The organism is Glaciihabitans sp. dw_435 (genome assembly GCF_018449675.1).
Lineage (GTDB): Bacteria > Actinomycetota > Actinomycetes > Actinomycetales > Microbacteriaceae > Glaciihabitans.
Map to the genome: position 1 here is coordinate 333140 of NZ_JAAVUZ010000001.1, position 18307 is coordinate 351446.

The 18307-nt window shown below is 66.8% G+C and carries 17 protein-coding genes and 1 tRNA gene; 14 read left to right on the plus strand and 4 right to left on the minus strand.

The window, feature by feature from the left end:
• Positions 1-2 precede the first annotated feature (2 nt).
• From HB677_RS01530 to HB677_RS01540, 3 genes are read left to right on the plus strand one after another with little or no spacing between them, the layout of a single operon-like run.
• Entirely contained in the window at positions 3-827 is an 825-nt protein-coding gene (locus tag HB677_RS01530; protein ID WP_374193749.1) for an ABC transporter ATP-binding protein, read from the plus strand.
• On the plus strand, positions 803-2374 hold the full coding sequence (locus HB677_RS01535) for an ABC transporter permease (protein WP_213813880.1): 1572 nt from the start codon (positions 803-805) through the stop codon (positions 2372-2374). The genes HB677_RS01530 and HB677_RS01535 overlap by 25 nt, the downstream gene beginning before the upstream one ends.
• 5 nt (positions 2375-2379) lie before the next feature.
• On the plus strand, positions 2380-2640 hold the full coding sequence (locus tag HB677_RS01540) for a DUF3039 domain-containing protein (RefSeq protein WP_213813881.1): 261 nt from the start codon (positions 2380-2382) through the stop codon (positions 2638-2640).
• A gap of 10 nt (positions 2641-2650) precedes the next feature.
• On the opposite strand, the gene HB677_RS01545 is transcribed toward HB677_RS01540, so the two are convergent.
• A complete protein-coding gene (locus HB677_RS01545) occupies positions 2651-3943 on the minus strand; it encodes a nicotinate phosphoribosyltransferase (protein ID WP_213813882.1) in 1293 nt (430 codons plus the stop codon).
• A gap of 125 nt (positions 3944-4068) precedes the next feature.
• Here HB677_RS01545 and HB677_RS01550 point away from each other — a divergent pair, with 125 nt between their 5' ends.
• From HB677_RS01550 to HB677_RS01580, 7 genes are all read left to right on the plus strand, one after another.
• On the plus strand, positions 4069-5421 hold the full coding sequence (locus HB677_RS01550; protein ID WP_213813883.1) for a hypothetical protein: 1353 nt from the start codon (positions 4069-4071) through the stop codon (positions 5419-5421).
• Positions 5408-6838, plus strand: coding sequence for a UDP-N-acetylmuramoyl-L-alanine--D-glutamate ligase (gene murD / locus HB677_RS01555; protein ID WP_213813884.1), 1431 nt, complete (start codon positions 5408-5410; stop codon positions 6836-6838). Before HB677_RS01550 ends, murD begins: the two co-directional genes overlap by 14 nt.
• Complete coding sequence (gene rph, locus HB677_RS01560) at positions 6838-7563, plus strand: ribonuclease PH (protein WP_213813885.1); 726 nt, start codon at positions 6838-6840, stop codon at positions 7561-7563. Before murD ends, rph begins: the two co-directional genes overlap by 1 nt.
• The gene (gene rdgB / locus HB677_RS01565; RefSeq protein ID WP_213813886.1) at positions 7560-8156 is read left to right on the plus strand and encodes an RdgB/HAM1 family non-canonical purine NTP pyrophosphatase; all 597 of its coding nucleotides are present in this window, start codon (positions 7560-7562) and stop codon (positions 8154-8156) included. The genes rph and rdgB overlap by 4 nt, the downstream gene beginning before the upstream one ends.
• A 103-nt stretch (positions 8157-8259) precedes the next feature.
• Positions 8260-9447 (plus strand): Nramp family divalent metal transporter, encoded by a 1188-nt coding sequence (locus HB677_RS01570; RefSeq protein WP_213814144.1) that lies wholly within the window; start codon positions 8260-8262, stop codon positions 9445-9447.
• Between the two features lie 11 nt (positions 9448-9458).
• A complete protein-coding gene (locus HB677_RS01575; RefSeq protein ID WP_213813887.1) occupies positions 9459-10160 on the plus strand; it encodes a metal-dependent transcriptional regulator in 702 nt (233 codons plus the stop codon).
• Between the two features lie 58 nt (positions 10161-10218).
• A complete protein-coding gene (locus tag HB677_RS01580) occupies positions 10219-10767 on the plus strand; it encodes a HEAT repeat domain-containing protein (RefSeq protein WP_213813888.1) in 549 nt (182 codons plus the stop codon).
• 93 nt (positions 10768-10860) lie between these two features.
• Here HB677_RS01580 and HB677_RS01585 read toward each other — a convergent pair whose 3' ends face one another.
• Together HB677_RS01585 and HB677_RS01590 are read right to left on the minus strand one after the other, a co-directional pair.
• Entirely contained in the window at positions 10861-13509 is a 2649-nt protein-coding gene (locus HB677_RS01585) for an Ig-like domain-containing protein (protein WP_213813889.1), read from the minus strand.
• 305 nt (positions 13510-13814) lie between these two features.
• The gene (locus tag HB677_RS01590) at positions 13815-14546 is read right to left on the minus strand and encodes a DedA family protein (protein WP_213813890.1); all 732 of its coding nucleotides are present in this window, start codon (positions 14544-14546) and stop codon (positions 13815-13817) included.
• 264 nt (positions 14547-14810) lie between these two features.
• On the opposite strand from HB677_RS01590, the gene HB677_RS01595 reads away from it, so the two are divergent.
• Positions 14811-15038 carry a PLDc N-terminal domain-containing protein gene (locus HB677_RS01595; protein WP_213813891.1) on the plus strand — a complete coding sequence of 76 codons (228 nt, stop codon included), beginning with the start codon at positions 14811-14813 and terminating at the stop codon, positions 15036-15038.
• A 27-nt stretch (positions 15039-15065) separates the two neighbouring features.
• Here HB677_RS01595 and HB677_RS01600 read toward each other — a convergent pair.
• Positions 15066-15147: transfer RNA gene (locus HB677_RS01600), tRNA-Leu, on the minus strand.
• A 100-nt stretch (positions 15148-15247) separates the two neighbouring features.
• On the opposite strand from HB677_RS01600, the gene HB677_RS01605 reads away from it, so the two are divergent.
• The 3 genes from HB677_RS01605 to HB677_RS01615 are packed head-to-tail and all read left to right on the plus strand — an operon-like array spanning position 15248 to position 18278.
• Positions 15248-16477, plus strand: coding sequence for a CpaF family protein (locus tag HB677_RS01605; protein WP_213813892.1), 1230 nt, complete (start codon positions 15248-15250; stop codon positions 16475-16477).
• Entirely contained in the window at positions 16477-17343 is an 867-nt protein-coding gene (locus tag HB677_RS01610; protein ID WP_213813893.1) for a type II secretion system F family protein, read from the plus strand. The genes HB677_RS01605 and HB677_RS01610 overlap by 1 nt, the downstream gene beginning before the upstream one ends.
• On the plus strand, positions 17340-18278 hold the full coding sequence (locus HB677_RS01615; protein WP_213813894.1) for a type II secretion system F family protein: 939 nt from the start codon (positions 17340-17342) through the stop codon (positions 18276-18278). Before HB677_RS01610 ends, HB677_RS01615 begins: the two co-directional genes overlap by 4 nt.
• The last annotated feature ends 29 nt before the right edge of the window (positions 18279-18307 follow it).

Below are 18307 nucleotides of genomic sequence, written 5' to 3' on the forward strand. Positions count from 1 at the left end.
CCGTGCGCGGGAGCATCCCTCGTCGTCCGCTCGCGAAGCAGTCGGACGCGGCAGCCAAGCCGGCTCGCGAGGTAGTTCTGCTCATCGAAGGACTCGTCAAGCGGTTCGGTGAGACGACGGCCGTTGCCGGAATCGACCTGAGCATTCACGCCGGCTCGTTCTTCGGCATCGTCGGCCCCAATGGCGCGGGCAAGACCACCACCCTGTCGATGGTGACCGGTCTGCTCCGTCCCGATGCCGGGCGCGTGTTTGTGCACGGTGCGGACGTGTGGGCGAACCCCGCGGCCGCCAAGCGCAACATGGGAGTTCTTCCCGACCGCCTGCGTCTGTTCGACCGACTGACCGGCGCCCAACTGCTGTACTACGCGGGCACGCTGCGCGGGCTCGACCGCAAGACCGTCCTTTCGCGTACCGCCGACCTGGCCGCGTCGTTCGGTCTGGAGGACGCGCTCGACCGGCTCGTCACCGACTATTCGGCCGGTATGGCCAAGAAGGTTGCGCTCGCCGCTGCCATGATCCACTCGCCCCGACTGCTGGTGTTGGACGAACCATTCGAATCGGTGGACCCCGTCTCTGCCGCAAACGTGACCGCGATCCTGCGCCGCTACGTCGGCGCCGGCGGTACCGTCGTGCTCTCCAGCCACAGCATGGACCTGATCGAACGCATCTGTGACGACGTGGCCGTCGTGGTCAACGGCGCCGTGCTCGACACGGGGTCCGTCAACGACGTGCGCAAGGGCGGCTCGCTCGAGGAGCGCTTCGTCGAACTCGCCGGTGGACGCAAGAGCGCGGAGGGCATGGAGTGGTTGCACAGTTTCTCGGACTGAGGCTGCGGCTGCTCGCTAATTCCTTTGCCGGTGGCGCCTGGCAGACCGTCGGTCTGCTGGTGGGCCTCGCCGTCGGGCTGGTAGCCGCCATCCTCGGTGTCACCGCGCTCGTCGAACTGCGGGACGCGACGGTCACCGTTGCCGGAGACATCGTCGCGGTCGCGGGTGCGCTGATCGTGCTCGGCTACTTCCTCATTCCCCTCGCCTTCGGCGGCGACGACGCGATGGATCCGCGCAAGTTCGCCCTGTTTGACCTGCCCGCTGGCCGACTCGCGACCGGGCTCGCCGTTGCCGCGCTCGTGAGCGTCCCCTCCCTGGCCATCGCCCTGGTCGCGTTCGCGCAGATCGCGACGTGGAGCCGTTCCTCCGGGGCATCGGTGCTCGCGGTTCTCAGCGCACTTCTCATCATCGCCACGTGCGTCCTCGGTTCCCGGGTCACCACCGCGGTGGCAGCGCTCATCGTCGCCAGTCGTTGGGCACGGGATGTCGCGGGCGTCGTCGCTCTTCTTGTGCTGGCCGTCGTCGTGGTCATTGGCATCGGATTCCTCGGCGTCGACTGGTCAACGGACGGCTCCTCCGTGTTGCACTCCATCGTGGTCTTCGCCGGGTGGACCCCGTTCGGCGCTGCCTGGTCGGCCCCCGCGGAAGCCGCGGCGGGACACGGCGGGACCGCGACCGGACAGACGCTCGTGGCCCTCGCAACCGTCGCCGTTCTCTGGGTTCTCTGGCGCGTCGTCGCCGGTCACACCATCGTCACCAAGTACCGCGAAGTCGTCGTCAAGAAGTACAAGGGCCTCGGGTGGTTCGACAGCTTCCCGTCGACGCGATCCGGCGTTATTGCCGCGCGCACCCTCACCTACTGGGGACGGGATCCGCGCTACCACGTCTCCCTGCTGATCGTGCCGCTCGTGCCGTTCGTCATGCTAATCCCCCTGATGGTCGCGGGAGTACCGACGAACTACCTGGCGCTGATCCCCGTTCCCGTGGTCGCCCTGTTCCTCGGCTGGCTGATCCATAACGACGTCGCGTTCGACAACACGGCGGTGTGGCTGCACGTGGTGTCGCACACCCGGGGGAGCGCGGACCGTCTGGGCCGAGCCATCCCGACCCTGATCATCGGGATCCCGATCGTCGTCTTCGGGTCGTTCTTCTGTGCGGTGCTCTTTGGCGACATCGGGGTGCTGCCCTCGCTCATCGGCGTGAGCCTGTGCATCCTGCTCAGCGGTCTCGGCTTGTCGAGCATCATGTCGGCGCGGTTCCCGTACCCGGTGGCGCGTCCCGGCGACAGCCCGTTCGCCCAGCCGCAGACGGGCGGTGGCGGGTCGGCGACGGTGCAGGCATTCTCGTTCCTGCTCACCATCGTGGTCGCCGTCCCCGCGCTGGCGCTCGCGCGTCTCGGCCTCATCGAGGGCGGCACCTGGGCGTGGGGATCCCTGTGGATCGGCATCGGTGTCGGGCTGCTCGTGCTCGCCGTGGGAATCGCCTGGGGAGGTCGCATCTTCGAGAAGCGCTCACCCGACATTCTCGCGTTCAGCATGCGAAACTAGAGGCTATGAGCGACACCGAACACACCGGCGGCGGTACGTCGACCCTCGACCGCGAACTCGAAGAACTTCTCAATCAGGAGAAGATCGAAGAGGGCGACCACGAGCGTTTCTCGCACTACGTGCCGAAAGACAAGATTCTCGAGTCGGCCATGACCGGCAAGCCCGTGCGTGCACTGTGCGGCAAGCTATGGACTCCCGGGCGCGACCCGGAGAAGTTCCCGGTGTGCCCCACCTGCAAAGAGGTCTACGAAAAGATGAAGAAGTAGCTTCCGCGTCTCACGCGTAAATCGTCGGAATGGCAGGCTCGCCCCGGCTGAGGCGATGCGCGTCGACCGGCAGCTCCGCCATCGACTGGGCGTGCTGTTCGCGGGCGAGAGCGGTTCCCGCCTCGCCGCGGTAGATCTCGTTCACCGTGCCATTGGTGATCAACGGCACGAGCAGGGCGCGCTGGCTCTCCGTCGTCGCCTGTTCGTCTCCCACGTGAATCGTCTCCGTCTGGGCGACCCCGTTGAGGAGGGTCCGCACGGGAAACTTGCGCCCTCCGACGGTGGCCTTCGCCGCTGACTTCTTCGCGACGGAGACCCATGCGCCCGAGTCATCCCGATGCGCAACCAGCTTATAGACCATGCTCGCGGCGGGGAAGCCGGAACCGGTGACGACCGACGTGCCGACGCCGTAGGCGTTGACCGGGGCGGCGCGCAGGGCGGCGATCGTGTACTCGTCCAGGTCGTTGGTGACGGTGATGCGGGTGTTGGTGGCGCCGAGCGCGTCGAGTTGTGCGCGCACCTCGCCGACGAGAACGGGCAGGTCACCGCTGTCGATGCGGACTGCTCCGAGCTCGGTTCCGGCAACCTTGACCGCGAGGGCGACGGCCGCCTCCACGTCGTACGTGTCGACCAGCAGCGTGGTGCCGACGCCCATGGCGGCGACCTGGGCGCGGAAGGCTTCTTCCTCGCTGTCGTGCAGGAGCGTGAAGGCGTGGGCAGCGGTTCCCATGGTGGGGATGCCCCACTGGCGGCCCGCTTCGAGATTGCTCGTGGCCGAGAACCCGGCGATGTAGGCGGCCCGTGCCGCGGCGACGGCGGCGTGCTCGGAGGTGCGGCGCGATCCCATTTCCGACAGGGGGCGACCGTCGGCGGCGGACACCATGCGGCTGGCGGCACCGGCGACCGAGCTGTCGTAGTTCAGTGCGCTGAGCACGAGCGTCTCGAGAATCACTGCCTCGGCGAAGGTGCCCTGCACGACCATGATGGGAGAGCCGGGGAAGTATGCGTCGCCCTCGCGGTAGCCCGTGATGGAGCCGGAGAAACGGTAGTCCGCGAACCAGTCAATTGTCGCGTCGCTGACGACGTGGTTGTCGCGCAGCCACTGGAGGTCGGCGTCATCAAAGCGGAAGTCGGCGATGAGGTCGAGCAGTCGTCCCGTTCCCGCGACGACGCCGTACCGGCGTCCGTCGGGCAGACGCCGGGCGAAGACCTCGAAGACACTCTCGCGGTGCGCCCTGCCGCTGCCGATGGCCGCGTCGATCATTGTCAATTCATACCGGTCGGTGAGGAACGCACTGGTCATCCTGCAAGCCTACGGCGACCCGCGGGGTGGCCCGTGTCGCGCACCGGCAGCCCCAAGGGGCCTCACAGTAAGATCGTTGTGCGCCGGAGTCAGTGCCGTCGCACAGAAAAGAGGCGGGCGCGTTAATGGTCTTTGTACCCGGGGATGTCACGGAATTCCGCTACCTCGACGCTCGGATCGACCGCACGACCGGCCTTGCCGAGTTTTCGTTCGCCTTCGTCGGCAGCGGTGACGAGTCGTTCGTCGAGCGCATCGGATTCACGCTGCCGGAGGATTCGGCAGCGGTGGACTGGGAACGCGTGCAGTCGACCCTCGTGCTGCTCGGCGCCGTGCTGAGCACCAGTTACTACAAGGCCGCGGCTCCCTCACGCTTCGTCGTCGAGGCTGCCGGCCTCGGTCCCGAGGGTGTGCGCTACCTCTCCGCCATCATCGAGAACGGTCTCGGTGAGTTCGCCTATCGTGCCGGCTTGCCCGGCCTGCTGACCCCGGAAATCGTGGTGACCAACACCGCGGACACCTTCGTCCCGTGGACCCACACCGTCGCCGCCACGGGTGCACCCCTTGTCGCCATCGGTGGAGGTAAGGACTCGGTCATGTCGGTCGAGTCGACCGTGGACGTCGGCTTCGCCCCGGTGCAGTTCGCCGTCAACCCGAACTCGATCATTAAGCGGGTTGCCGCCGTCTCGGGTCATCCGCTCGTCACCGCCTCCCGCACCATCGACCGCCGCCTGCTCGAGCTCAACGCCGAGGGCGCGCTCAACGGCCACGTGCCGGTGACCGCCATGAACTCGCTGATCGCCGTGATCCAGTCGCAGTTGCTGGGGCTGGGGCCCGTCGTGATGTCGAACGAGTCGTCGGCGTCCGACCCGACCCTCCAGTGGAACGGTCGCTGGATCAACCACCAGTGGTCGAAGAGCCTCGAGGCAGAGCGTGCCCTCGTCTCCGTTCTCGCCGACCAGGTGGGACTCACCGACGCGTACTTCTCGCTGCTGCGCCCCTTCTCGGAGCTGCGCATCGCCCGCGGCTTCGCCGGAACCACCAAGTACGACGCCGCGATCGTCAGCTGCAACCGCGCCTACCGCCTGGGGGCCGCGAACGTCGGCTGGTGTGGTGACTGCGACAAGTGCCGCTTCGTCTTTCTCGCGTTTGCCCCGTTCATGTCGGGCGAGCGCCTCACCGGCATCTTCGGCAAGAACATGTTTGACGACGCCACGCAGCTGCCGGGCTACCGCGCACTGCTCGGACTCGACGCGCACAAGCCGTTCGAGTGTGTGGGCGAAGAGGCCGAGTGCTCGGTCGCGATGAGCCTCGCGGCCCGCTCGCCCGAGTGGTCCTCGACCGCCGTGTTGCGCGCGCTCGTCGAGGAGATTCCCACGCTTGCCACCGGGGACCCCGCCCTCGAGCGCCAGGTGTTCGCCGACTCCGACGCGCTCGCCCTCACCGAGCAGTACGAGAAGGCGCGGCATGCCCTCGTCTGATTCGCTGGCCGGGTTCGGTACGGAAGCGGATGCCACGGGGCTGGCCGGTCTCGCCGGCGCGCGCGTGCTCATCCTCGGTACCGGGCGTGAGGGTGTCGCGGCAGCCGATGCGATCCTGTCCGCCGGCACCGCGGCCAGTGTTGTCGCGGCCGATGATAAGGACGGCGCGTCCGCGATCGCGTGGCGCGAGAAGTACGGCCCGGGTATCGACGTCCTGATCGCGCCCCGCCCCGAGGATCTCGTGGGTCGGGTGGATGTGGTCGTCAAGTCGCCGGGCATCAGCCCGGGTCATCCACTCGTCTCCGTCCTCACCGCCGTGGGGCTGCGCATCACCAGCGGCACCGACCTGTGGATGGCGGCCAACTTCGCCACCACCACGGGCATTACCGGCAGCAAGGGCAAGAGCACGACGGCGTCGCTCATCCACCACCTGACGAACGCGCTCGGTGGGCGGTCGGTGCTGGGCGGCAACATCGGGGTTCCGCTGCTCGCGCTCGGGCCGGCCCCGCGCACGGTGGTCGAGCTCTCCAGCTACCAGTGCCAGAGCCTGACGATCTCGCCGGATGTCGCCGTGCTCACCTCGCTGTTCGCCGAGCACCTGGACTGGCACGGCAGCGAAGAGAACTACTACGCCGACAAGCTGAATCTCATCGGGCATAGCCCGCGGCGGGTGATCCTCAACGCCGAGGACGCCGACCTGCTCGCCGCCGTGACCCGCCTGCACCCGGACGTCGAATTCGAGAGCGTCGGTGCCGACCACCGCTGGGGCGTGCGCGAGCACGACGGCTCCGACTGGATCATGCGCGGCGACGAGCCGATCATGCCCCGCGAGCGACTGCGGTTGCTCGGCCGGCACAACGCGCTCAACGCCTGCCTCGCGCTGGCAGCGGTCGAAGCGGCCGGGATCGAGGTGGATGCCACGGCAGCCGCCTCCGCCCTCGAACAGTTTCTTCCGCTCGAGCACCGTCTCGAGCCGATCGCGGACCCGTCCGGTCTCACCTTCGTCAACGATTCCCTCTCGACGAGTCCCTTCGCGACCATCGAGGCGCTGAAGGCGTTCGCGTCTCCCGATGTCACGCTCATCGTGGGTGGCCAGGACAGGGGAGTGGACTACACGCCGCTGGCTGACTTCCTCGCGGGTCATCCGGTGTCCGCCGTCGTCGGGCTGCCGCCGAGCGGCCCCCGCATCCTCGCCACGATGGACGGCCTCGACCTGCACCGCGAACTTGCGGATGACATGCTGGACGCCGTCACCCGTGCCCGCGCGCTCACCCCCGCCGCCGGAACGGTGCTGCTGTCCCCGGGAGCACCGAGCTACGGTATTTACCGCGACTTCGCCGACCGCGCCGACGACTTCCGTCGCGTGATCGCTGCCACCATCCCACCCGACCTTCCCGACGAAAAGAGCACCTCGTAATGACCCGCACCGACGGCCGCGCCGACAACGACCTCCGCGAAATCACCATCGAGCGCGGATGGAGCACGCAGGCCGAGGGCTCCGCCCTCATCTCGTTCGGCAACACCAAGGTGCTGTGCACCGCGACGTTCACCAACGGCGTTCCGCGCTGGCTCGCCGGCAAGGGCAAGGGCTGGGTCACCGCGGAGTACTCGATGCTGCCGCGCTCGACGAACTCCCGCATGGACCGTGAATCGGTCAAGGGCAAGATCGGCGGCCGCACGCACGAGATCTCCCGCCTGATCGGCCGCTCGCTGCGGGCAGTCATCGACACTAAGGCGCTCGGCGAGAACACGATCGTCATCGACTGCGACGTGCTGCAGGCCGACGGCGGCACGCGCACCGCGGCAATCACCGGCGCCTACGTCGCCCTGGTGGACGCGATCGAGTGGGCACGCGAGAAGAAGTTCATCGGCCAGAAGTCGCAGCCCATCATCGACAGCGTCGCCGCGGTATCCGTCGGCATCATCGACGGAACCCCCATGCTCGACCTGGCCTACGTCGAGGACGTGCGCGCCGAGACCGACATGAACGTTGTCGTCACCGGCCGCGGCCTCTTCGTCGAGGTGCAGGGCACCGCAGAGGGCGCACCGTTCGATCGCACCGAGCTCAACAACCTGCTCGACCTCGCGCTCGCCGGCGGCATCACCCTCACCGAGCTGCAGAAGGCCGCGCTCGCATCATGAGCGCCGCGCCCGTGAAGGTCGTTCTTGCCACGCACAACCCGCACAAGGTCGAGGAACTGCGCCGCATTCTCGGCGACCGCCTCGCCGGCATCGAGCTGATCGGTTACGACGGCCCCGAACCAGTCGAGGACGGCGCCACGTTCGAAGAAAATGCGCTGATCAAGGCGCGTGCGGCGGCGCTCTTCACGGGTTTGCCTGCGATAGCGGATGACTCGGGCATCTCTGTCGACGCGCTGGGAGGTGCGCCCGGCATCCACTCCGCCCGGTACGCAGGTAACCGCGATGACGCCGAGAACCTCGAACTGCTGCTCACCAACGTTGCCGCGCTGGGAGCAGGCGCGGACAGGTCTGCGCACTTCACCTGTGCCGCGGCGCTTGTGGACGGTGACTTCGAGCACGTCGAGCTCGGAATCTGGCCGGGCAAGGTTCTCGCGGAGGCCGTCGGAGGCGGAGGGTTCGGGTACGACCCCATCTTCCAGCCCACCGGGTCCGCGATCAGTGCCGCAGAGATGACTGCCGACGAGAAGGACGCGGTTAGTCATCGCGCCCTCGCGTTCGGTCAGCTGATCCGGGTCATCCAGGACCGCATCTAGCCTGCGGATTCTCCGGCCGCACGGGAATAAGGCGTCCGTGGCGCGCTAAGATTTCGGTGTGCCGAAAACTGGTCTTGCCACCAACCGAAAACTGCGCGGCGTCATGCTGCTCGGTCCGGCATTTGTCGCGGCTATCGCATACGTCGACCCGGGCAACGTCGCCGCGAACCTGACCGGCGGTGCTCGGTACGGGTACCTCCTCGTGTGGGTGCTGGTGGCGGCCAACCTCATGGCGGGACTCGTGCAGTACCAGTCCGCCAAGCTCGGCCTCGTCAGTGGGCACACCCTCCCCGAGCTCCTCGGGCAACGCCTGCGCCCGGTATCCCGGCGCGCGTTCTGGGTGCAGGCGGAACTCGTGGCGATCGCGACCGACCTCGCGGAGGTCATCGGTGGGGCAATCGCGCTGCACCTGCTCTTCAACCTCCCGCTGCTGCTCGGTGGTGCCATCGTCGGTGGGGTATCGATGGTGCTGCTGTACCTGCAGAGCAAGTTCGGACAGCGTCCGTTCGAAGCCGTCATCATCGGATTGCTGGCGATCATCGCCATCGGCTTCCTCGCGGGCCTCGCGGTGAGCCCACCCGATGGCGCACAGGTGCTGGGCGGCCTCGTGCCGCGCTTTGACGGCACGGACTCCGTCTTGCTGGCGGCGAGCATGCTCGGCGCCACCGTGATGCCCCACGCGATCTACGTGCACTCCGCGTTGGCGCGCGACCGCCACGGAAAAGCCGACGGTATCGAGGGCACGAGCAGGCTGCTGCGGGCCACCCGCTGGGATGTCATCATCGCCCTGGGGCTCGCTGGGCTCGTCAACATCGGCATGCTCCTGCTGGCGGCAGTGAACCTGCGCGGCGTCACCGGGGTCGACACCATCGAGGGCGCGCACGCGGCGATCAGTGACACCCTCGGAACCGGGGTCGCCCTCGTCTTCGCGATCGGGCTGCTCGCCTCGGGACTCGCCTCCACCTCGGTGGGCAGCTACGCGGGAGCAACCATCATGGCGGGCCTGCTCAAGCGCCGCATCCCGATCTTCGCCCGTCGCATCATCACGCTCATTCCCGCCCTTCTCGTGCTCGGGCTCGGCGCCGACCCCACCCAGGCCCTCGTCATCAGCCAGGTCGCCCTGAGCTTCGGCATCCCGTTTGCTCTTGTTCCCCTGCTGCGACTCACCAACGACCGCACCGTGATGGGCGAGTCGGTCAATCGCCCCGTCGTTCGGGTGCTGCTGACGATCATCGTCGGTCTCGTGGTCTGCTTGAACCTCGCGCTCATCTACCTGACCATCACGACCTAGGACCGTTGCGCATGAAGACCCAATCGGTAGTCGAGGACTACGTCAAAGTGATTTACAGCCACACGGAGTGGCAGCCGGAGCCCATCACGCCCTCGGTGCTTGCCGCGCGGTTGGGGCTCGCCGCGTCATCCGTCACCGAAATGGTCAAGAAACTTGCCGCACAGGGACTGGCGACCCACGTGAAGTACGGCGCCGTCACCCTCACTGCGCAGGGCACGGAGTTGGCGCTGCGCATGCTGCGGCGCCACCGGCTCATCGAGACGTGGCTCGTCGAGCAGTACGCGTACCGCTGGGACGAAGTGCACGATGAAGCCGAGGTGCTCGAACACGCGCTGAGTGACCGGTTGCTGGACGCGATCGACGAGCAGCTGGGCTTTCCCTCGCGGGATCCGCACGGCGACCCCATCCCCGCGAGGGACGGCACGATCACGCGCCCGGTTGGAGTACTGCTGCGGGATGCCTCGGAGGGCAGCACCGGGCGGGTGGTGCGCATCAGCGACCGCGACCCCCTGCTGTTGCGGCACCTCGAGGCGGAAGGCATCACGCTCGACACGGACCTGACGGTCATCGGTCGCGCGCCGTTCGGCGGAGGATTTCTTGTGCGCCTGGGTGCGCACGCCGGGGACGCCACCTCTGCCGCGACCGGTGCCACCCCCGCAGATCTCGACCTCGGCGACCAGGCCCTCGAGTCGATCTGGATCGCCGCGGCATAGCGCGGGACCGGGGGAGCCGCCACGCGGGTACTGCCGCCCGCGTAGAGTAGCGAACGCCATGAATACAAGTAACCCCTCAGACATTCCCGTTGACGCCCCGCCCGCAGACCGCATCGCGGCTGCCGTGAAGCGATGGGGGGAGGACGAGGTCGTCGCTCGCTCCATCGCCCTGATGGCCGGGCGCAACGCCGGTGACGACGTGCTGCTGTACGTCGGAGGAGTGCACGCGCAGGGCATCCTCGATGGCGCTCCTGCTCTCTACTGGCCCGAGGTGTGGGGCGCCCGCGCGCTCACCTTCGTGTGGAACGACAATGCCGTGACCGCGATCACCGCCGGGCTCACCAACCAGGCCTGGCGCGTGCGCGAGATGAGCCTGCGCGTGGCAACCCTGCGCAAGCTCGATGTCGCCGACGTTGTGCGTCCGCTGCTCAAGGACGAGGTTGCACGCGTCCGCAGCGGAGCCGCCCGTGCCCTCGGTGAGCTCGGGGACCTGAGCGACACGGATCCGATCGGCGCCCTGTTCGGCGACGAAGAGGTCGAGGTCCGCCGTGCGGCCGATCAGGCCCGCAAGCGCCTCACCGCGCGGTTCCCCGCAGCCAAGGAGTAACCAGACTCCGGGTCATCCCGAAGCACTGCGTTAACAAGACGAGGGCGAGACAGAAGCACAGCTTCCGTCTCGCCCTGGCGCGTTAGTGCGGTGTTACTTGGCCTTCAGCGTGATGGCCGCGGACGTCTTTCCCGCGGCGGTCGCGGTGCCCACGTACAGGGCGTGCACGGTGATCGACTTCGTCTGCTTGGGCAGCGTGGTCTTGATCGTGCCCTTGTTGGCGGCGGTCATCGTGACCGTCTTGACCAGCTTGTTGCCAACGTAGAGGTTGATCTTTCCGGTGGCGTACTGCCCGTTGCTGAGCGGCCAGACCTTCACCGCGACGACCGGGGTGGTCTTCTTGGCGAATGAGCCACCGCCCACGACGACCTTCGCGGTGGTCGCCTTCTGCACGATGAACGCAACGGTCTTGGACGTGGCCGGCGCGTAGTCGGCGTTACCGAGGTAGGTCACCGTCAACTTGTTGGTCGAGACAGGCATCGATCCGAAGATGATGCTGGCCTTGCCGCTGACGAGCGGGCGGGTGGCGATGGCCTTTCCGTTGAGGGAGAAGCGCACCGATCCCGTCGTGGCGCGGTTGGTCGCAACGACGGTGGCGCTGAACGCCTTGCCGGAGATTGCCTTGGCGGTGGAGGTGGTGAGCGTTACCACGGTCGGCGCGGGGCCGATGGTGAGGACTGTCGCGGCCGAGGTGCTGCCGGTGAAGCGGGCGTCACCGGCGTAGGTAGCGGTGATCGCGTGTGAACCGACACCGGAGACAGTGAGGGACTTCTTCGCGACCCCGTCGCCGATCGGTGCGGAACCGAGCAGGGTGGACCCTTCGTAGAAGTCGACGGTTCCGGTTGCGCCGGCCGGCACGGCTGCGAACGCGTTGACAGCGGATCCGTTGGCGACGGTCGATGCGGACAGCGAAACGCTGACAGTGGATGCATCGTGCGTGAGCGTTCCGTAGTCGATCGTGATCGGCATCTCGGTGTCCTGGCTGTCGTTCGAGTAGGTGTGAGCCTGCCACGTGTAGATGGAGTACGACTTCGTCGGGTCGAGCTTGGCGGCCGGGATGGACGCCAGATCGATGGTGAAGCTGCCGTTCTGCGAGTTCAGCAGTGCGGCGTTGATCCACTGGGTGCCGAGGAAGGAGCCCATGTTGGCGCTGCTGTGGTCGGTGAACCCACCCGCCTGCGTGACGCCAATGTAGATTCCCGCGTCACCCGAGTTGGTCACTCCGCGGAATCCGCTGCCCGAGACGTTGATCTTCAGTCCGCCGCTGAGGCTTCCCGTGTAGGAGTTGACCCGCACTGCCGGTGCGGACGTGACGGTGATTGATGCCGCGGTCGACGTGCTGGGCACGAGTGCGGTGTTACCCGAGTAGACGGCGGTGATGCTGTGGGTGCCGGCCGTGAGCTTGGACACCGTCAACGTAGCGGTCGTGCCCGAGACCGGGGCGGATCCGAGGGAGGTCGATCCGTCGAAGAACTCGACGGTTCCGGTGGCGCCACTGGTAACGCCGGCGGTCAGCGTGGTGGAGTTTGCCGTTGTCATTGTCGTGCGGGCAACGGTGAGCGTCGTCGCAGAGGCCAGGGCGGCGAAGTCAATCGTGACCGGCGTCTGTGTGTCCTGGCTGGTGTTGGAGTGGGTGTGTGCCTGCCACGTGTACACGGCATAGCTCTTGGTCGGGTCGAGCTTCGACGCCGGAACCAGGAGGGTCTTGGAGAAGGCACCTGTGCTGAGAGCCGCTGCATTCAACCATTGCGCACCGAGGAACCCGGCGGGGGACGAGAAGTTCGTCATTCCCACCGGCGCGAGAGCAACGTAGACGCCCGCATCACCCGTGTTGGTGACTGCGCGGAAGCCGTTGCCCGTGACGGGGATCGATACGCCCGTTGCGTAGGAATCCGTCGACACGGTTGCGTCGACCGTTGGGGTGACGAGCTTGGCTGTCTGCGTAAAGGCGCTGGGGGCCTTCTTGGGGTTGGAGGCTGTCGGCGTCGCCGCGGTACCGGAGGCGTAGAAGTGAGGCCGAAGCGTGGAGGGAAGCGCAGCGAGGTATTCCTTTGCGAACGACTTGCCGTCCAGTGGGAGGTCGGCGGCAAGCCCGGCGAACGTGGCATCCGCGCTGTTGGGCGCGATGACGTTTGCCCAGACGGGGGTATCTGTCAGCGTGCTGGTACCGTCGGCGGTTGTCCAGACGTCGCCGGTGCCATTGCCAGTGGTGAATCGGGTCACCACGACATCGGCCGTCGTTCCCGATACCGCCGGGTTGTTCGGGCCTAACGCGATGACTGCGTAGCTCACGTCGGCGATGATCGCACCGTTGCCGGCGGCATCTACCGTGACCTCGGGGTTGGCGAGGACGATCGAGTAGTACTCGGTGGATCCCGAGGTGAACGCGACGCGTGCCGATCCGGTGTAGCTGATGTCGGAGGCTCCCGTCGTCGTGTTGACGGAACCGGTTCCATTGCTCCAGGTGAACGCGTGGGTGGTGTCATCCACCGTGACGCCATCGGTGACCGTGGCGTTCGGCAGAGCCGAGTGGACCTGCTCGGAGACGTTCCAGGTAAACGTGCTGCGCGTGACAGTGCCCGTGGTGGCTGCGGACGGTGCGGCGCTCGCCGGGGCGACGCCCGCGAGGCTGAGGCCTCCAATGGCCAGCGCGGCGGTGACGACCGTCGCGACGACGCGACGGAACGAGCGGGGGGCGTCCCGTGCGGCAATGCTTGCCGCCGGGGTTGGGCTGTGATCCACGGATCCTCCTGGGTACGGGCACGCCGCCGCCCAGCTTCGCGACTGTCTGCATCGCGCTGTGCGGCACTTTGGGTGTGCCGATGTTGGTAAGGCTTACCTTAATAAGGCTTGCCTTAGGGAGGGTACCCTAACGAGAGTGCGATCTGATCCTCCGCACCCCCGAATTGGGGTCAGGTGACATAGCTCGGGATCGAGTTGGTGTCCGGAGACACGACACCGCCCGTTCGACGCCGGGGCGTGAGACGGGCGGTGCAGAAGTTCAGGGACGCACGAGCGCGCGCGGCGCCGTGGCATCCAGCAATCGACTACGTGCGGTCGTTGCTCTTGTCCTGGTCGAAGAGGCTCTCGTCGAGAACCAGGCTCTCGGGGGTCGTGGTGCTTGCATCCTTGTTGGCCTTGCGGGCGCGGAGCACCCCCTGGATGTAGTGGAAGACAACCGGGATCAGGGTGATGAGCACGACGGCGACGAGCACAATGTCGATGTACTTCGTGACGAAGTCGGCGACGGGACGGATGTTTCCCAACAGGTAACCGATGAACGTGATGCCAGCGCCCCAGATGAATGCGCCGATCGCGTTGTAGAGCGAGTACTTCTTGTAGTTCATCTTGCCGACGCCCGCGGCGATCGGCGCGAAGGTGCGCACGACGGGGACGAAGCGGGCGAGGATGACCGCGAATCCGCCGTACTTGTCGAAGAAGGCGTTCGTGCGCTTGACGTTCGCGACGCTGAAGATGCCGCTTTCCTTGCGCTCGAAGATGGACGGGCCGGCCTTCTTCCCGATGTAATAGCCGACCTCTCCACCGATGAATGCGGCGAGACCGATCGCCAGGGCGACCCACCAGATGTTGACGTGGATGACGCCCTGGAACGTGAGAAGGCCCGTGATGAGCAGGAGGGTGTCCCCGGGGAAGAGGAAGCCGATGAGCAGGCCGGTTTCGGCGAAGATGATCACGCACACGGCGAGCACGGCCCACGGGCCAAAGTCGACAATGAGGGTGTGCGGGTCAAGCCAGGGGATGAGGGCGGTGGGAACCACAGATTTCTCCAGTCGTCGGTTGCCGTAGGCGGCCAATCGGCGCGGTCTTCGGGGAGGTACTACCTGACAGGGTACTAGCACCAACCCATGAAACGCCTTGGGACGAACCTCACATCTTGCTCACAATGCCGAGGGCTCGGAGCGACTAACGTCCTTGTCCCGGCCGCAGCGCGAGAGTAGGACTGAAATCGGCCCATCGCTCGACGCCGGGAGCTTCACGGAAGACACTGGGTGACACTGCACCGTGACGAAAGGGAACAACGCGTGGCGAAGAATCATCCACGGAAGAAATGGTCGGACCTCACGACCGGCCAACGCATCGCCCTCATAGTTGCTGCGACTCTGGAGCTGACGCTGGCTGCATCCGCATGGCGGGATCTCGCCCGTCGCCCGGCCGCCCGGGTTCGCGGTCCGAAGGGGTTATGGGGCGCGATCATCGCGGTGAACTTCGTCGGCCCGGTCGCCTATTTCATCGCGGGCCGGGTGCGCTAACAGGCACGACGTGTCACACGACTGTTGTGCGGGAGAAGGGACTTGAACCCTCACGCCTTTCGGCACAGGTACCTAAAACCTGCGTGTATACCAATTTCACCACTCCCGCGGGCTGATCAAGTGTAGCCAAGAGCGTGCAGCGTCAAGTTCGGGATGACCCTGTGGATAGTTTTCCTCGGGTTGTGCCAACTCGGTCGACACTGGTGTGCATGTCGAGGGCAGTGGCCATCATCACCGATCGTGTGCGCGAGCGTGTGCGTCGGGAGGGCGTCGACCTGTCGCGGGATTCCTCGCTCGCTGACCGATATGTGCGCGACGAGGTGCAGCGCTACAGCGAGCGAGCGCTCGGGGGCTCGCTACCGCTGTTACCTGATGAGGCCAGCGCGACGCATCAGATCCTGGCGACGCTGACCGGCTTCGGAAAGCTACAACCGTACTTCGACGATCCCGACATCGAGGAGATCTGGATCAACGCGCCCGACAAGATATTCGTGGCCCGCGACGGCGTTCCCCAGCTGACCGATCTGGAGCTCTCCGACATCGAAGTGCGCGACCTCGTCGAGCGGATGCTGCAATCATCGGGCCGGAGGGTAGATCTGAGCTCACCATTTGTGGACTCGTCGCTTCCCGACGGCTCGCGCCTGCACGTGGTGATCCCCGACATCACGCTGCGCCACTTCGCCGTGAATATCCGCAAGTTCAGCCGGCGCATCCGCACCCTGCAGCAATTGGTCGAGCTGGACTCGTTGTCCTGGCAGGCGGCTGAATTCCTGCGCATGTGTGTGCTCAGCGGGCAGAACATCCTCGTCTCGGGGGCGACCCAAAGCGGCAAGACAACCCTGCTCAACGCCCTGCTGTCCGTCGCGCGGGCCTCCGAACGCATCGTCACCGTGGAGGAGACCTTCGAACTCGACCTGACGGCAACCGATGTCGTGGCGATGCAGTGCAGGGCACCAAGTCTCGAGGGCACGGGTGAGATCACGCTGCGTCGGCTGATCAAAGAGGCCCTCCGCATGCGCCCCGACCGTCTCATCGTCGGCGAGGTACGCGAGGCGGAATCCCTGGACCTGCTGATCGCCCTCAACAGTGGGCTTCCCGGCATGTGCAGCATCCACGCCAATGGAGCACGCGATGCGCTCTCGAAGCTCTGCACCCTGCCGTTGCTCGCCGGCCGCAACATCGACTCGTCATTCGTGGTTCCGACAGTCGCCGGATGCATCGACATCGTTGTGCACTGCGAACTGCAGCGCTCCGGCAAACGACGGATCGCGGAGATCATCGCGCCCAGCGGGCAGACCTCCGGAGGAACCATCGAGGCCAGCTCGATCTTCTCCCGTGTGCACGGCGTGCTCGAACCGACCGGAGGTTTCCCCTCGAAGTCCGCGAAGTTCCGGGCTGCCGGGCTCGACCCCGTCGCCGTCCTCGCAGAGGGCCGCTGATGGCTGTCGTCTTTGGCCTCCTGCTCGGAACAGGCGCCGTTCTCACCTCGTCGGTCTTCTTCTGGCCCCGGGCGAGCAATCCGCCGGCGCGCACACCGTCCCCGCTCGTCACCCGCGTTCGGGACCGTCTGGTGCAGGCGGGGTTGGGACGGGTGTCCGTGCCCCTGCTCATCGTCGTCTCGACGATCGTCGGAGTGGCTGCGGGCGCGATCGCGCTGGCTCTTGCACCCGTCCTCATCATCGGAATAGCTGCGGGATGCCTCGGGCTGACGCTCCCGCTCGCCGTCGTCACCTGGCGCGCACGTTCCCAGCGTCGGGCAACCCGTGTGGTGTGGCCGGACGTCGTGGATCACCTCGTGTCGGCCGTGCGGTCGGGGCTCGCCCTGCCCGACGGAATCGTGTCTCTCGCGCGCACCGGACCGGTCGCCACACGTGCGGCCTTCGCCGACTTCGAAAGGGACTATCGCCTCACGGGCAACTTCTCGTCCTCCATCGACGGGCTGAAGAACAGGTTGGCAGACCCCGTCGCCGACCGGATCCTGGAGACCCTGCGGATGTCGCGGGAGGTCGGCGGACACGAGTTGGCAGCGGTGCTGCGCAACCTCAGCGTGTACCTGCGGCAGGATGCGGTGATTCGTGCCGAGGTGGAGGCGCGCCAGTCGTGGGTCGTTAACGCCGCACGACTCGGGGTCGCAGCGCCCTGGGTCATCCTGATCCTCCTCTCCACCCGACCCGAGGCGGCCGCGGCCTACAACACCGCTGCCGGCACGGCTGTCATTGCGTTCGGCGCCGTGCTGTCACTCATTGCGTACCGCCTGATGATGAGTCTCGGGCGCCTTCCCGAGGAGCGGCGGTGGTTCCGGTGAGCGCACTCGTTCCCCCGGGCATCCTGTGTGGGCTGGCGCTGGGTCTCGGTCTGTGGCTGTTGGTCAGTCTCACCCCGCGCCTCCGCCGGCCGAGCCTCGCCGTGCGTATCGCGCCCCATGTCGCAGATGTCTCCGTGCAGGCGCGCGAGATGCTGGATCGGCGCACCGCGAACCCGCTGCCCGTTTTCGGCGTGCTGCTCGAACCGCTGCTTGGCCGAATTCGGAGGTCGGTGACGGTACTCGTCGGCGGCACAGAGGTGACGTCCCGACGGCTTCGCCAGGCAGCGGTGCCGATCAGCGTCGAGGTATTTCGTGCGCGCCAGCTGCTCTGGGCGACCGTGGCAGGGGCCGGGGGACTCGTCATCGCGATAGCCATCGGGCAGTCGCGGTCCGCTCCGATCGCCGCGCAGGTTGCCTGTGTCGGGGTCGCCGCCGTCGGAGGCTTCCTCGCCCGTGACTACGCCTTGCAGCGGGCAGCAGCCGCTCGCAGCCGTCGCATGACGGACGAGCTGCCCACGGTGCTCGAATTCCTCACGCTCAGTCTGTCGGCGGGCGAAGGGATTCTCGACGCCCTGCGCCGGGTCTCCCGGGTCTCCCGTGGCGAGCTCGCCACCGAGATCTCGGGAGTGGTGGGCGACGTCTCTACCGGGCTCCCGCTCGCGGATTCCCTCACGAACCTTGCCCGCCAGCTCGACCTCGCACCGCTGTCCCGTGTCGTCGACCAGATCACGGGCGCGCTCGAACGCGGCACGCCGCTCGCCGATGTGTTGCGCGCCCAGGCCCAGGACGCCCGCGACGAAGCCAAGCGCGAACTGCTCGAAGTCTCGGGCAAGAAGGAGGTGGCGATGCTGATACCCCTGGTGTTCCTCATCCTGCCCGTCACCATCGTCTTCGCGATCTTCCCGGGCATCTTCGTTCTCCAGATGGGCTTCTAACAACCACGCATCACCAGCAACGAAAGGAC

What these genes read in the sequence shown, in the direction of transcription:
- HB677_RS01540 (WP_213813881.1), top strand. Translation starts at nt 2,380, where the DNA reads ATGAGCGACACCGAACACACCGGCGGCGGTACGTCGACCCTCGACCGC.
- HB677_RS01545 (WP_213813882.1), bottom strand. Translation starts at nt 3,943, where the DNA reads ATGACCAGTGCGTTCCTCACCGACCGGTATGAATTGACAATGATCGAC.
- HB677_RS01550 (WP_213813883.1), top strand. Translation starts at nt 4,069, where the DNA reads ATGGTCTTTGTACCCGGGGATGTCACGGAATTCCGCTACCTCGACGCT.
- murD (WP_213813884.1), top strand. Translation starts at nt 5,408, where the DNA reads ATGCCCTCGTCTGATTCGCTGGCCGGGTTCGGTACGGAAGCGGATGCC.
- rph (WP_213813885.1), top strand. Translation starts at nt 6,838, where the DNA reads ATGACCCGCACCGACGGCCGCGCCGACAACGACCTCCGCGAAATCACC.
- rdgB (WP_213813886.1), top strand. Translation starts at nt 7,560, where the DNA reads ATGAGCGCCGCGCCCGTGAAGGTCGTTCTTGCCACGCACAACCCGCAC.
- HB677_RS01570 (WP_213814144.1), top strand. Translation starts at nt 8,260, where the DNA reads ATGCTGCTCGGTCCGGCATTTGTCGCGGCTATCGCATACGTCGACCCG.
- HB677_RS01575 (WP_213813887.1), top strand. Translation starts at nt 9,459, where the DNA reads ATGAAGACCCAATCGGTAGTCGAGGACTACGTCAAAGTGATTTACAGC.
- HB677_RS01580 (WP_213813888.1), top strand. Translation starts at nt 10,219, where the DNA reads ATGAATACAAGTAACCCCTCAGACATTCCCGTTGACGCCCCGCCCGCA.
- HB677_RS01605 (WP_213813892.1), top strand. Translation starts at nt 15,248, where the DNA reads ATGTCGAGGGCAGTGGCCATCATCACCGATCGTGTGCGCGAGCGTGTG.
- HB677_RS01610 (WP_213813893.1), top strand. Translation starts at nt 16,477, where the DNA reads ATGGCTGTCGTCTTTGGCCTCCTGCTCGGAACAGGCGCCGTTCTCACC.